Raw genomic sequence first — 12,693 nt, 5'->3', positions numbered from 1 at the left:
ATCGGCAAACCGAGGACCGTATTCCCGTCGGCATCCGGGGCAGGCAGACGTCGTCATGCCGGCCGGTCGTCACGGTGGGCAGCCCGACGAATTGCTTAAACATTTTGTTGACAACGGATCGTTGTCAGCATGGAATGGGTGCCATGACCGACACCTTCAGCGCACCTGACGCGGCCCGCGCCCGAGCCGAGCGGACCTACGCCGCGCTGCACCGGATCAGCACCCGGCACGCCGACACCGACGCACGACGACGCCGGCACACCAACCCGTACCTGGCCGACCCATGGGAGGCCGTCTCGGTGGTCACCGCGCTTGCCGCCGGCGGGGCGACCCGGGAGGCCGACGAGGAGCCCGTCGACGACGCGGACCTCACCGCCGCGCTGACCCTGTTGCCACACCTGCGCGCCGAACTCGACGCGCTGGAGGTGGGCCTGCTGACGATGGCCCGGGCCCGCGGACTGACCTGGCAGGCGATCGCGTTCGGGCTCGGACTGGGCAGCGCACAGGCGGCCAAGCAACGCCACGAACGCCTGGCCGCCCGCACCGCCTGACCCGCTGGAACCGCCTGGTCGTCTGCGGCCCCACCACCCCCAGGCTCGCCGATCGATACTGAGAGTAGTCAAGGCGCAACCACCCACTACCCTGCTGTCGCCCCTTTGCTCTGCTGACCTCGACGCGACAGACACTTAGCGTCACAGCCTCCCGCGCCGAACCGTCAGCCAGCCCCAACAATTCACCTGGTCAGCGGCGTGGCGCGGAATGGGCAGCAGAGCAAAGGGCGAGAAGGTGTCATGGTGTTCGCCGGACAAAAGTCGCTCTCCGTAGCGGGAGTTGCCCGCTCACGCACCGCAACCGACAGCGCGACGAAGACGGCACGGCACGACGGCCACAGCCGCCGCGACGACGGCGAGCCAGCGTCGCGGGCAGCCCGCCCGCGACGACCGGCCGCAACTATGGCCCGGGCGGTACGTCGACCGGCCCGGGTGGAACGCGCTGGACCTGGGCGGCGGCCAGCCGGCCCAGGTCCGGTCGTCCGCCTTCCGAGTTGCGGGGCGCGGACGACCGGCACGCGTCAGATCAGCGGGGTACGACCCGCTCGGCGGCCCACTCCCGCCAGCCGGTGAGCTGGTCGGACGCGGCGGCGAGCTGGTCGGCGACCGGGCCGGGGCCGGTCGAGCCGGGGGTGATCCGGGCGGCCAGCGCCGAACGGACCGACAGCACGTCACGCACCGACGGGTCGAGGTGCTCGCTGACCGCCGCCAGGTCGGCGTCGGAGACCTCGTCGAGGGCACAGTCGCGGGCCGCGCAGAGCGCCACCAGTTTTCCGGTGATCTCGTGCGCGTCGCGGAACGGCACGTTGCGCCGGACCAGCCAGTCGGCGACCTCGGTGGCGAGCGAGAAGCCCACCGGCGCGGCGGCGACCAGGCGGTCCACCCGGACGGTCATCGTGGAGATCATCCCGGCCAGCGCCGGGAGCAGCAGCTCCAGGGTGTCGACCGCGTCGAACGCGGGCTCCTTGTCCTCCTGCATGTCCCGGTCGTAGGCCAACGGCAGGCCCTTGAGCATCGTGAGCACGCTCATCAGACCGCCGACCAGCCGACCGGACTTGCCCCGGGCCAGCTCGGCGATGTCAGCGTTCTTCTTCTGCGGCATGATCGACGACCCGGTGGCGAACGCGTCGTCCAGCTCGACCCAACCGAACTCGTGCGACGTCCAGAGCACCACCTCCTCGCCGAGGCGGGACAGGTGCACCCCGACGAGCGCGGTGACGAAGAGGAACTCGGCGACGAAATCCCGGTCGGCGACCGCGTCCATGGAGTTGGCGAAGGATGTCCGGAAACCCAACTCCTTGGAGACGGCCACCGGGTCCAGGGGCAGGCCCGAGCCGGCCAGCGCGCCCGCGCCGAGCGGGCTGATCGCCGTACGGTGGTCCCAGTCGCGCAGCCGCTCCAGGTCCCGCAGCAGCGGCTGGACGTGGGCCAGCAGCCAGTGCCCGAAGGTGACCGGCTGGGCGTGCTGGAGGTGGGTCATCCCCGGCGCGGCCGTGTCGACGTGCCGTTCCGCCTGCTCCACCAGAGCCTCGGCCAGCTCCACCAGCCGGGCGGCCACCCCCCGGGCGTGGTCGCGCAGATAGAGCCGAAGGTCGGTGGCGACCTGGTCGTTGCGGGACCGGCCGGCGCGCAGCTTGCCGCCGAGGCTGCCGAGCCGCTCCAGCAGGCCCCGCTCCAGCGCGGTGTGCACGTCCTCGTCGTCGATGGTCGGACGGAACTGCCCGGACGCGCAGGCCGCCTCCAGGTCGTCCAACGCCGCCAGGATCCGCCCCAGCTCGTCGGGGTCGAGCAACCCCGCGCCCGCCAGCACCCGGGCGTGCGCGCGGGAACCCGCGATGTCGTACGGGGCGAGACGCCAGTCGAACTGGACGCTCACCGACAGCCGCGCCAGGGCCTCGGCGGGGCCACCGGCGAACCGGCCACCCCACAGGCTCGTCCGGTTCGTCGCGGCGCTGTTCTCGGTCAGGCTCTTGTCGTCCACGCCGCTCATTCTGGCAGTGCTCACCTTTCGCTCACCGACTGCGGGGTTCACTCCCGGCGCCGGCTCGTCCGTCGTACGCAAACCCGTGACCGACCCGGTCACGGGGTGTTTCCTTCCCCGGCCTCGTCGCGGCGGGCCCACCCGGCGAGCTTGTCGCCGAGCGCGGCCCCACCGTCGGCCTCGCGGGCCACCACCAGGATGGTGTCGTCACCGGCGATGGTGCCGACGACCTCGGTCAGACCCGCCCGGTCCACGGCGCTGGCCAGGTAGTGCGCCGCGCCCGGCGGGGTACGCAGCACGGCGATGTTGCCGCTGGAGTCGACCCCGTTGAGCAGCTCGCGCAGCAGCCGGATCAGCCGGGCGGGGGCCGCCTCGGCGTCGCGCAGCGGCCGGTGGCCGTCCTCGGGGATCAGGTAGCCCGCCCGCCCGTCCCCGCCCCGGGCCTTCACCGCGCCCAACTCCTCCAGATCCCGGGAGAGGGTGGCCTGGGTGACCTGCACCCCGTCGGCGGCGAGCAGGTCGGCCAGCTCGGTCTGGGAACGGATCGCCCTGGCCCGGATCAACTCGACGATGCGGGCGTGCCGGGCGGCGCGGGTCGGGGCGGTCATGATGAGGATGCCTCCAGGAGAAAGGTCAGCAGCGCCTTCTGGGCGTGCAGCCGATTCTCCGCCTGGTCGAAGACCACGCTGTGCGGGCCGTCGAGCACCTCGCTGGTGATCTCCTCGTCCCGGTGGGCGGGCAGGCAGTGCAGCACCTTCACGTCCGGCCCGGCGTGACCGAGCAGCGCGGCGTTGACCTGGTAGGGCAGGAACGGGGTGATCCGGTCCAGCCCGTCGCCCTCCTGGCCCATCGAGGTCCAGGTGTCGGTGGCGACCACGTCGGCGTCCCGGACCGCCTCGACCGGGTCGACAAGTGCCCGTACCGACCCGCCGGTGCCCGCGGCGATCTTCCCGGCCCGGTCCAGCACCCCCGGATCGGGTTGGAACCCGGCCGGCCCGGCGACCCGTACGTGCATCCCGGCGGTAGCCCCGGCCAGCAGGTACGAGTGCGACAGGTTGTTCGCCGCGTCCCCCACGTACGCCAGGGTCCGCCCGGCGGTGCCGCCGCAGTGCTCGCGGACGGTGAGCAGGTCGGCGAGGAGCTGGCACGGGTGGTAGCCGTCGGTGAGCGCGTTGATCACCGGCACGCCTGCGTGCGAGGCGACCTCGGCGATCCGGTCGTCGCCGTGGGTACGCAGCACGATCGCGGCGACGTAGCGGGACAGCACCCGGCCGGCGTCGGCGAGTGTCTCGCCCCGACCGAAGTGGGTGACCTGGGTGTCCACCACGAGCGGGTGACCGCCGAGTTCGGCGATGCCGGCGTCGAAGGAGATCCGGGTCCGCAGGCTCTGCTTGTCGAACAGCACCGCCACCGAACGCGGCCCGGCCAGCGGGGTGAACCCGAACCGGTCGGCCTTCATCCGGGCGGCCAGGTCGAGCACGGCCGACTGTTCGGCCGGGGTGAGGTCGTCGTCGGCCAGCAGGTGCCGGATCATGTGCGGGTCTCCGTCGGGGTCGGGGTGGGGATGGACGGCGGCGCGGTGCGGGTCTGCGCAGCCGGCGTGCCGTGGGTGGCCGGCGTGCCGTCAGCGGCCGGAAGGTCGACGGCCGTGTCGAGGGCGGCGGGGAGGGCGGCCAGGAACGCGTCGACCTGCTCGCCGGTGAGGATCAGCGGCGGGGCGAGCCGGATCACCCCCGGCTGGACCGGGTTGACCAGGAACCCCGCCGTGCGCAGCGCGCCGGCCACCGGGCCGGCGACCGGTGCGGCGAGCACGATGCCGAGCAGCAGACCGGCTCCGCGTACCTCGGCGACGAGCGGGTGGCCCAGCGCCTCGACGCCCCGACGCAGCCGTTCACCGGTGCGCTTGACGTGGTCGAGCAGGCCCTCGCCGGCGATGGTGGAGACCACCGCGAGGGCGGCGGCGCAGCTGACCGGGTTGCCGCCGAAGGTGGTGCCGTGCGAACCGGCCCGGAGCAGCTCGGCGGCCCGACCGAAGGCCAGGCACGCGCCGATGGGCAACCCGCCGCCCAGCCCCTTGGCCAGGGTGATGACGTCCGGCTCCACCCCGTCGGCCTGGTGGGCGAACCAGTGACCGGTGCGCCCGATACCGGTCTGCACCTCGTCGAGCACCAGCAGGGCCCCGTGCCGGGCGGTGATCCGCCGCGCCTCGGCCAGGTAGCCGGGCGGCGGGACGACCACCCCGTTCTCGCCCTGGACCGGCTCCAGGATCACCATCGCGGTGGCGTCGGTGACGGCCGCCGCCAGCGCCGCCACGTCGCCGTACGGGACGTGGTCGACGTCGCCGGGCAGCGGGCGGAACGGGTCGGCCTTCGCCGGTTGGCCGGTCAACGCCAGCGCCCCCATGGTGCGGCCGTGGAAACCGCCGACGGTGGCCACGACGTGCGACCGGCCGGTGAGCCGGGACAGCTTGAACGCGGCCTCGTTGACCTCGGCGCCGGAGTTGGCGAAGAACACCCGACCGGGCCGGCCGGCCAACGCCAGCAGCAACTCCGCGAGGGCCACCGGGGGTTCCGCGACGAACAGGTTGGAGACGTGGCCGAGGGTGGCGATCTGTTTGGAGACGGCGGCCACCACGGCGGGGTGGGCGTGCCCGAGCGCGTTGACCGCGATACCGCCGAGCAGGTCGACGTACTCCCGGCCGGCCTCGTCGACGACGACCGCGCCGGAGCCGGAGACCAGCGCCAGCGGCGGGGTGCCGTAGTTGTCCATCATGGACTCGCCCCAGCGTTGCACCAGCGTGCTCATGCGCCGACCGTGCCTTCCTCATGGGTGGACCCGGACGGGGTGTCGACGACCATCGTGCCGAACCCCTCCGAGGTGAAGACCTCCAGCAGGGTGGAGTGCGCGACCCGACCGTCGACGACGTGCGCGGCGGGCACTCCCCCGCGCACCGCCCGCAGGCAGGCCTCCATCTTGGGCACCATCCCCGATTCCAGGGACGGCAACAGCGCCGCCAACGCCTCGGCGTCGATCTCGCTGACCAGGCTGGTGGTGTCCGGCCAGTCGGCGTACAAACCGGCGACGTCGGTGAGGACGACCAGCTTGCGGGCGTGCAGGGCGATCGCCAACGCGGCGGCGGCGGTGTCGGCGTTGAGGTTGTGCAGCACGCCGTCGGCGTCCGGGGCGACGGTGGAGATGACCGGGATCCGACCGGCCGCGATCAGGTCGGTCACCGCCGACCCGTCCACCGACTCCACGTCACCGACCTGACCGACGTCGACCGCCTCACCGTCGACCCAGGCGGGCCGCCGCACGGCGGTGAACAGGCCGGCGTCCTCCCCGGACAGGCCGACGGCGAACGGACCGTGCGCGTTGATCAGGCCGACCAGTTCCCGGCCGACCTGGCCGACCAGCACCATCCGGACGACGTCCATCGCCTCGGGGGTGGTGACCCGCAGGCCACCCTTGAACTCGCTGGCGATGCCGAGCCGCCCCAGCATCGCCGAGATCTGCGGCCCGCCGCCGTGCACCACGACCGGCTTGAGCCCGGCATAGCGCAGGAAGACCATGTCGGCGGCGAAGGCCCGTTGCAGGGCCGGGTCGACCATCGCGTTGCCGCCGTACTTGACCACCACGGTGGCCCCGGAGAACCGGGCCAGCCAGGGCAGCGCCTCGATCAGCGTCTCGGCCTTCACCTGGGCCCGGGTGAGATCCGCGGACAGGCTCATGTCGAGTACGCCGAGTTCTCGTGCACGTACGCGTGCGACAGGTCGTTGGTCCAGATCGTCGCCGCCGCCGCACCCGCGTGCAGGTCGATGCGGATGGTGACGTCCCGCCCGGTCAGGTCGACCTTGGACCGGTCCTCGGCGGCGGCACCGCCACGGCACACCCAGATCCCGTTGACCGCCACGTCCACCGCGTCCGGGTCGAACGCGGCGGCGGTGGTGCCGACCGCCGCGAGAATCCGACCCCAGTTCGGGTCGTTGCCGAACAGCGCGGTCTTGACCAGGTTGTTGCGGGCCACCGACCGGCCCACCTCGACCGCGTCGTCCTCGTCGGCGGCACCGACCACCTCGATGGCGACCTGCTTGGTCGCCCCCTCGGCGTCGGCGACCAACTGCTGGGCCAGGTCGTGGCAGGCGGCGGTGACGGCGGCGGTCAGCTCGGCCTCGTCGGGCTCCACCCCGGACGCCCCGCTGGACAGCAGCAGCACCGTGTCGTTGGTGGACATGCACCCGTCGGAGTCGACCCGGTCGAAGGTGACCCGGGTGGCGGCCCGCAACGCGGCGTCCAGCAGCTCCGGCCCGGCCACCGCGTCGGTGGTCAGCACGCACAGCATGGTGGCCATGCCGGGGGCGAGCATCCCGGCGCCCTTGGCCATCCCGCCCACCGTCCAGCCGGCCCCCCGCACGACGGTGGTCTTCGGCCGGGTGTCCGTCGTCATGATCGCCTCGGCGGCGGCCGGGCCGCCGTCGCGGGCCAGCGCCCGGATCGCGGCACGCACCCCGGGCAGCAGCCGGTCCATCGGCAGCCGCTCACCGATCAGGCCGGTCGAGCAGACCGCCACGTCACCGGCACCGAGCCGCAGCCGAGGGCTGGACGCGGTGAGCGCGGCGGCGGTGTGCTCGGCCGTGGCGTGGGTGTCCTGGAAGCCCGCCGGACCGGTGCAGGCGTTCGCCCCGCCGGAGTTGAGCACCACGGCGCGGACCACACCGCCCCGGACGACCTGCTGGGTCCACCGCACCGGCGCGGCCCTGACCCGGTTGGTGGTGAAGACGCCGGCGACGCCGGCGTCCGGGCCGTCGTTGACGACCAGGGCCACGTCGGTGGCCCCGCCGCTCTTCAACCCGGCCGCGACTCCGGCCGCACGAAACCCCCGAGGGGCGGTGACACTCACAGTGCAGGCCTTTCGTTCGCGACTGCGGGGCTCCGCTGCGCTGCGCTCCTCGCGCTCACGGTGCAACTCCAAAGAGGGGCAGGCCGGTGGTTTCGGGCAGGCCGAGCATCAGGTTGGCGTTCTGCACCGCCTGACCGGCGGCGCCCTTGCCGAGGTTGTCGATGGCGCTGACCACGATCACCCGACCGGAGTCGACGTCGACGGTGGCCTGGAGGTGGCAGGAGTTCGCCCCGGCGGTGGCGGCGGTGTGCGGCCACGCCCCCTCGGGCAGCAGGTGCACGAACGGCGCGTCGGCGTACGCCTCGGCCAGCACCGCGCGCGGGTCGGCGTCGCCGGTGGGCACGGCGGTGACGGTGGCGAGGATGCCGCGCGGCATCGGGGCCAGCACCGGGGCCAGCGACAGCCCGGTCGCGCCGGTGGCCTGTTTGATCTCCGGGACGTGCTGGTGGGCACCCACCTTGTAGGGCGACAGGTCCCCCATCACCTCGCTGCCGAGCAGGTGTGTCTTGGCGGCCCGCCCGGCCCCGGAGGTGCCGGAGGCGGCGACCACGACCACGTCGGCCGGCGAGACCGCACCGGCGGCGACCAGCGGCGCGAGGGCCAGGGTGATGGCCACGGCGTAGCAGCCGGTGTTGGCGACCCGGGTCGCCCCGGCGATCGCGGCCCGCTGGCCGGGCAGCTCCGGCAGGCCGTACGTCCACGCCCCGGCGTGCGGGCCGCCGTAGTAGCGGGACCAGGCGTCGGCGTCGCGCAGCCGGTGGTCGGCACCGAGGTCGACCACCCGCACCGACTCGGGCAGTTCGGCGGCGAGCGCCGCTGACTCGCCGTGCGGCAGGGCCAGGAAGACCAGGTCCGCGTCGGCCAGCGTGGCCGCATCGGTCGCCGCGAACACCAGGTCCAACCCCACGAGCTGCGGGTGCACGGCGGTGACCGGCGCTCCGGCCTGACGGTGGGCGGTGGCGGTGACCAGGTCGAACTCGGGATGACCGGCGATCAGGCGCAGCAGCTCGCCCCCGGCGTAACCACTCGCCCCGGCGACCGCAACTCGGATACCCATTCCTACCTCCGCATGACTATGCAGAGAAGGTTAGCCGCCGCCGCAGCCGGATGCAACTTAATACACTCCGCCGCATGAGCATGACATGGCCGGTCCCGCCCCCACACCCGATCGCGGTGATCGACTCCCTTGGGCCGACGTAGCGCCATCGATCCCCGCCGACACCGCCACATCCGGCCACCAGGGCACCCACCGCCCGACCCCCCGACGACGAACCAGGAACGCCCGGAACCCTGACGCTTGACAGGACTGGATAGCTTCCCGTGAGAAAGCGATTACTCTAAGCCTAAGGGTGGACCTTGGAACTGACCCGGCTCGTGTTCGGACTCCTCGTCGCCGTGCTGTTGCCGACAAGCCTGGACGTCCTACGCGCCCGACCATGGGTCGCCCACACCGTCACCGGCAGCTACGCCGCCTACGCGGTCTTCCCGGTGCTCGATGGCGGGAAAGCCGCCCTCGTCTGGGCTGCGGCCGTGCTGACGGGGATACTGCTTCTTCCCACTTCCGGACGTCTCGCCCTGCGGTTCCCCATTCGACGCTGGACCAGGAAACTCCACGATCGGTCGGTTCTCAGCAGCTACCTTCGTCCGGTCACTGCGCACCGAAGCCTTGCGATGGTGTCGGGGGTACTGCTCCTTGCGGTAGGCGTGTTCTACGGCGGTACCTGGCCCCAGCAGGTCGTCGCCCTCTGGCGGGACGACAAGCTCGGTCTCGTTCTCTCCGGCTTCCTCCTGGCAGTGTTCGTCGGAAACCTCGTCGTGGCACGCGTGGTCAAGCCGTACTTCAACGCCCTTCCCGAACAGGGAGGCGGCGCAAGCCTGCTGCACCTGGGGACGCAGCTCGGCTGGATCGAGCGGGCGCTGGTCTTCACCTTCATCGCCACGGGGCAACCCGCAGCCGCGGCGCTGGCGATCGCGGTCAAGTCTCTCGTCAGGCTGCCGGAGGTCCGGGAGCAGGCAGAAGGCACCTTCAGCCAATACGTCATGGTGGGGACGATGACTAGTCTTATTGTCGCGGTCGGCGCAGGGATCGCGGTCCGCATCGCACTGGGGCTGCCAGCACTCTAGGAAATCAATGAACACGCTGCTCGGTCACCCGTACATGCGGGAGCTACTCTCCCTCCACCTACCGCAGCGGCACTTCGCGGTGGCCGGAAGCGGACCTCTCTTCGCCAGAGGATGGATATCCGACCCCGGGGACATCGACGTCGTGGCCAGAGGTCCCGCCTGGGCCGCCGCCTGCGAGCACGGCAGCCCGTCGCCCGCCCCCTACTCGGACGTACGTCGGTTACGACTCTTCCACGGTCACGTCGAGATCCTTGACGGCTGGTTTCCGGAGTTGTGGTCGACGGACCTGCTGATCGATGAGGCAGACGTCATCGGAGGCATCCGCTTCGTTCAGCTTTCCGTCGTCGCCGCCACCAAGAAGAAGCTCGACCGGCTCCGAGACCGGGAACACCTGGCGGTCATGACCGCCCACGGCTGCCTGATCTGACGGAATCCGCCGCCGTCTGCGGCGCGGCCGGGACCTCCGTCCAGAACGCGACGGCCCCGACCCGGTGAACGGATCGGGGCCGTCGTCAGGCCGGTGCGCCTCAGGCGCCGCGCAGGGTCGCCCCGAACCGCCGGGCGGCGACGGCCACGGCGGCGTCCCGGGCGGCCACCGCCTCCTCCACGGTCAGCGTCCGGTCCGGCGCCCGGAAGGTGAGCTTGTACGCCAGCGACCGGCGACCCGCGCCGAGCGACTCCGAGGCGTACACGTCGAAGAGCCGGACGTGCTCCAGCAGTTCGCCCGCGCCCTCGACCAGTGCGGCCCGGACGTCGGCGGCCGGCACCGAGTCGTCCAGCACCAACGCCACGTCGATCAACGCGGGGGGGAACCCCGACACGGTCGGCGCGGACACCACCGGGGCGGCCGGCAGGGCGTCCAGGTCCAGTTCCATGGCGCTGGTCCGGCGGGGCAGTTCCAGCGCCGCCACCACCGTCGGGTGCAGCTCACCGGCGTGACCGACCACCACCCCGTCGACCAGCAGCGCGGCACAGCGACCCGGGTGCCAGGGGGCGTGCTCGGCGGCCCGTACCTCTATCCGGTCCGCCGGCAGGTCGGCGGCGGCGAGCACCGCCCGGCCGGCCTCCACGGCGTCGGCCCAGCCGGCGGCGCGGCCAGCGCCCCACCAGCCGGCCGGTTCCACGTCACCGGTGAGCACCACCGCGACGTGCCGGGGCTGGGCCGGCACCACCGCGTCGGCGGCGGCGAACTCGGCGTCGGTGGGGCGACGGTCCACCCCCATGACCGGCGGCGCACCCACCCCGGCCCGCGGGTGGAACACCGTGCCGATCTCATAGAGCGCGAGGTCACGGTGGCCCCGGCCCAGGTTGCGCTTGAGGATGCCCAGCAGCGGGCCGAGCAGCGTGGTGCGCAGCAGCGGCTCCTCCTCCGACAGCGGGTTGGCCAGCCGCACCGCCGGCCGACGCGGATCGTCGGCGGGCAGCCCCAGCTGGTCGGCCAGCTCCGGGGCGACGAACGGCAGGCCCAGCACCTCGACGTAGCCGCGTTCGGCCAGTGAGCGGGCCACCGCCCGGCGGCGACGCTGCTGCCAGGTCAGACCCCGGCCGGGCGGCGCGGTCGGCAGCACCGACGGCACCCGGTCGTAACCGTCGAGGCGGACCACCTCCTCGACCAGGTCCGCCGGGTCGGTGAGGTCGGGCCGCCAGGTCGGCGGGGTGACGGTGAGCACGTCGCCGGCATCGGCGGCCGTCCCGACCGTCCCCGGGTCCTCGGCCAGCCGGTCGCCGCCCCGGATCACCGTGCAACCCACCTGCTCCAGCAGGTCGACCACCCGCTGCGGGGAGTAGTCCACCCCGATCCGGCGCGACGGCAGGTCGGCCGGGAGGGTGACCGGGCGCATCGGCCGGACGTGGTCGAGGTCGAGGACCTCCGCGCCGGCCTCGCCACCGCCGTGCGTGGTGAGCAGCTCGACGGCGCGCTGGAGGGCCACCAGCGGCAGCGCCGGGTCGACCCCCCGCTCCCACCGCTTGGCCGCCTCGCTGAACAGCTTGTGCCGGCGGGCGGTACGGCCCACCATCACCGGGTCCCAGTGGGCGGCCTCCAGCAGCACGTCGGTGGTGCCGCCGACCACCTCACTGGTCTCGCCGCCCATCACCGCGGCCAGCGAGATCGGGACGCCGTCGCCCTCGCCCGCGAGGGAGTTGGGCAGCCCGGCATCGCAGATCACCATGTCCTCGGTGGTGAGCGCGCGGACCACACCGTCCAGCGTGGTCACCTTCTCGCCCGCCTCGGCCCGGCGCACCACCAGCGGACCGGTGATCCGGTCGGCGTCGAAGGCGTGCATCGGCTGACCCAACTCGAGCATCACGTAGTTGGTGATGTCGACCGGCAGCGAGATGCTGCGGATGCCGGCCACGGTCAGCCGCTGCCGCATCCAGCCGGGCGTGGCCGCCGTCGGGTCGACACCCCGGACCATCCGGGCGGTGAACCGGTCACAGCCCACCGTGTCGCGCAGCTGCACCGGGTACGCCGGCTCGTCCGTCCCGGCCGGCGCGGGCACCAGGCCCGGGTCACGGAAGGACAACCCCAGGGCGTACGCCAGCTCCCGGGCGATGCCGCGCACGCTCAACGCGTACCCCCGGTCGGGGGTGATCTCCAGCTCGACCACGACGTCGTCGAGGCCCACCACCGGGCGGGCGTCGTCGCCAGGTCGGGCGGCGGTGTCCGGCGGCAGCACGATGATGCCGGAGTGGTCGTCACCCAGGCCCAGCTCCTGCGCCGAGCAGATCATGCCGGCCGACATCCGGCCGTACGTCTTGCGCGCGCCGATGGTGAAGTCGCCGGGCAGGACCCCGCCGGGCAGGATCACCACGACCCGGTCGCCGGGGGCGAAGTTCCGCGCCCCGCAGACGATCTGCTGGAGTTCGCCGGTGCCGTTGGCGGCGCCGACGTCGACCAGGCAGTGCCGGATCGGCTTCTTGAACCCGGTCAGCTCCTCGATCTCGCGGACCTCACCGACGACCAGCGGACCGGTGACCGTGCGGCGCAGGTCCACCACGGACTCGACCTCGATGCCGAGGTCCACCAGGGCCTGTTCCAGATCCTCGGTGGGCAGGTCGACGGGGAGATCGACATACTCCCGCAGCCAACTGACAGAAACTCGCATGACTCAGACCACCGTCTCCGTGACTCGTACCCG

11 protein-coding genes are annotated in these 12,693 nt (G+C 72.8%); 3 read left to right on the top strand and 8 right to left on the bottom strand.

The genetic code is table 11. The features are described 5' to 3' along the window. Positions 1 to 143 precede the first annotated feature (143 nt). Positions 144 to 551 carry a DNA-binding protein gene (locus ACQP2H_RS11165; RefSeq protein ID WP_219469791.1) on the top strand — a complete coding sequence of 136 codons (408 nt, stop codon included), beginning with the start codon at positions 144 to 146 and terminating at the stop codon, positions 549 to 551. Positions 552 to 1,077: 526 nt separating this feature from the next. Here the strand turns inward: ACQP2H_RS11165 and argH are convergent. The 7 genes from argH to argC form a co-directional block, all read right to left on the bottom strand. Next, entirely contained in the window at positions 1,078 to 2,541 is a 1,464-nt protein-coding gene (argH, locus tag ACQP2H_RS11160; RefSeq protein WP_219469788.1) for an argininosuccinate lyase, read from the bottom strand. Between the two features lie 89 nt (positions 2,542 to 2,630). Beyond that, on the bottom strand, positions 2,631 to 3,140 hold the full coding sequence (locus ACQP2H_RS11155; RefSeq protein ID WP_208570193.1) for an arginine repressor: 510 nt from the start codon (positions 3,138 to 3,140) through the stop codon (positions 2,631 to 2,633). Beyond that, complete coding sequence (argF, locus tag ACQP2H_RS11150; protein WP_433232547.1) at positions 3,137 to 4,066, bottom strand: ornithine carbamoyltransferase; 930 nt, start codon at positions 4,064 to 4,066, stop codon at positions 3,137 to 3,139. The genes ACQP2H_RS11155 and argF overlap by 4 nt, the downstream gene beginning before the upstream one ends. Then, the gene (locus ACQP2H_RS11145) at positions 4,063 to 5,337 is read right to left on the bottom strand and encodes an acetylornithine transaminase (RefSeq protein ID WP_433232544.1); all 1,275 of its coding nucleotides are present in this window, start codon (positions 5,335 to 5,337) and stop codon (positions 4,063 to 4,065) included. Before ACQP2H_RS11145 ends, argF begins: the two co-directional genes overlap by 4 nt. After that, positions 5,334 to 6,260 (bottom strand): acetylglutamate kinase, encoded by a 927-nt coding sequence (argB, locus tag ACQP2H_RS11140; protein WP_219469784.1) that lies wholly within the window; start codon positions 6,258 to 6,260, stop codon positions 5,334 to 5,336. The genes ACQP2H_RS11145 and argB overlap by 4 nt, the downstream gene beginning before the upstream one ends. Further along, a complete protein-coding gene (gene argJ, locus ACQP2H_RS11135; protein ID WP_219469780.1) occupies positions 6,257 to 7,429 on the bottom strand; it encodes a bifunctional glutamate N-acetyltransferase/amino-acid acetyltransferase ArgJ in 1,173 nt (390 codons plus the stop codon). The genes argB and argJ overlap by 4 nt, the downstream gene beginning before the upstream one ends. Positions 7,430 to 7,484: 55 nt before the next feature. Continuing rightward, positions 7,485 to 8,486, bottom strand: a complete 1,002-nt coding sequence (argC, locus tag ACQP2H_RS11130) for an N-acetyl-gamma-glutamyl-phosphate reductase (protein WP_433232541.1) — start codon at positions 8,484 to 8,486, stop codon at positions 7,485 to 7,487. A 299-nt stretch (positions 8,487 to 8,785) separates the two neighbouring features. On the opposite strand from argC, the gene ACQP2H_RS11125 reads away from it, so the two are divergent. Together ACQP2H_RS11125 and ACQP2H_RS11120 are read left to right on the top strand one after the other, a co-directional pair. Next, positions 8,786 to 9,553: a hypothetical protein gene (locus ACQP2H_RS11125; protein WP_433232539.1), complete on the top strand. Its 768-nt coding sequence runs from the start codon at positions 8,786 to 8,788 to the stop codon at positions 9,551 to 9,553. 7 nt (positions 9,554 to 9,560) lie between these two features. Continuing rightward, positions 9,561 to 9,980 carry a hypothetical protein gene (locus ACQP2H_RS11120; protein ID WP_433232536.1) on the top strand — a complete coding sequence of 140 codons (420 nt, stop codon included), beginning with the start codon at positions 9,561 to 9,563 and terminating at the stop codon, positions 9,978 to 9,980. A gap of 100 nt (positions 9,981 to 10,080) precedes the next feature. On the opposite strand, the gene pheT is transcribed toward ACQP2H_RS11120, so the two are convergent. Then, positions 10,081 to 12,660 (bottom strand): phenylalanine--tRNA ligase subunit beta, encoded by a 2,580-nt coding sequence (gene pheT / locus ACQP2H_RS11115; protein ID WP_433232533.1) that lies wholly within the window; start codon positions 12,658 to 12,660, stop codon positions 10,081 to 10,083. Positions 12,661 to 12,693 lie beyond the last annotated feature (33 nt).

It is taken from the genome of Micromonospora sp. CA-248260 (assembly GCF_050942205.1).
Taxonomy (GTDB): domain Bacteria; phylum Actinomycetota; class Actinomycetes; order Mycobacteriales; family Micromonosporaceae; genus Micromonospora; species Micromonospora antibiotica.
Note: the sequence above shows the minus strand (reverse complement) of the source record. Positions and strands in the feature narration are given on the sequence as shown.

What these genes read in the sequence shown, in the direction of transcription:
- ACQP2H_RS11165 (WP_219469791.1), top strand. Translation starts at nt 144, where the DNA reads ATGACCGACACCTTCAGCGCACCTGACGCGGCCCGCGCCCGAGCCGAG.
- argH (WP_219469788.1), bottom strand. Translation starts at nt 2,541, where the DNA reads ATGAGCGGCGTGGACGACAAGAGCCTGACCGAGAACAGCGCCGCGACG.
- ACQP2H_RS11155 (WP_208570193.1), bottom strand. Translation starts at nt 3,140, where the DNA reads ATGACCGCCCCGACCCGCGCCGCCCGGCACGCCCGCATCGTCGAGTTG.
- argF (WP_433232547.1), bottom strand. Translation starts at nt 4,066, where the DNA reads ATGATCCGGCACCTGCTGGCCGACGACGACCTCACCCCGGCCGAACAG.
- ACQP2H_RS11145 (WP_433232544.1), bottom strand. Translation starts at nt 5,337, where the DNA reads ATGAGCACGCTGGTGCAACGCTGGGGCGAGTCCATGATGGACAACTAC.
- argB (WP_219469784.1), bottom strand. Translation starts at nt 6,260, where the DNA reads ATGAGCCTGTCCGCGGATCTCACCCGGGCCCAGGTGAAGGCCGAGACG.
- argC (WP_433232541.1), bottom strand. Translation starts at nt 8,486, where the DNA reads ATGGGTATCCGAGTTGCGGTCGCCGGGGCGAGTGGTTACGCCGGGGGC.
- ACQP2H_RS11120 (WP_433232536.1), top strand. Translation starts at nt 9,561, where the DNA reads ATGAACACGCTGCTCGGTCACCCGTACATGCGGGAGCTACTCTCCCTC.
- pheT (WP_433232533.1), bottom strand. Translation starts at nt 12,660, where the DNA reads ATGCGAGTTTCTGTCAGTTGGCTGCGGGAGTATGTCGATCTCCCCGTC.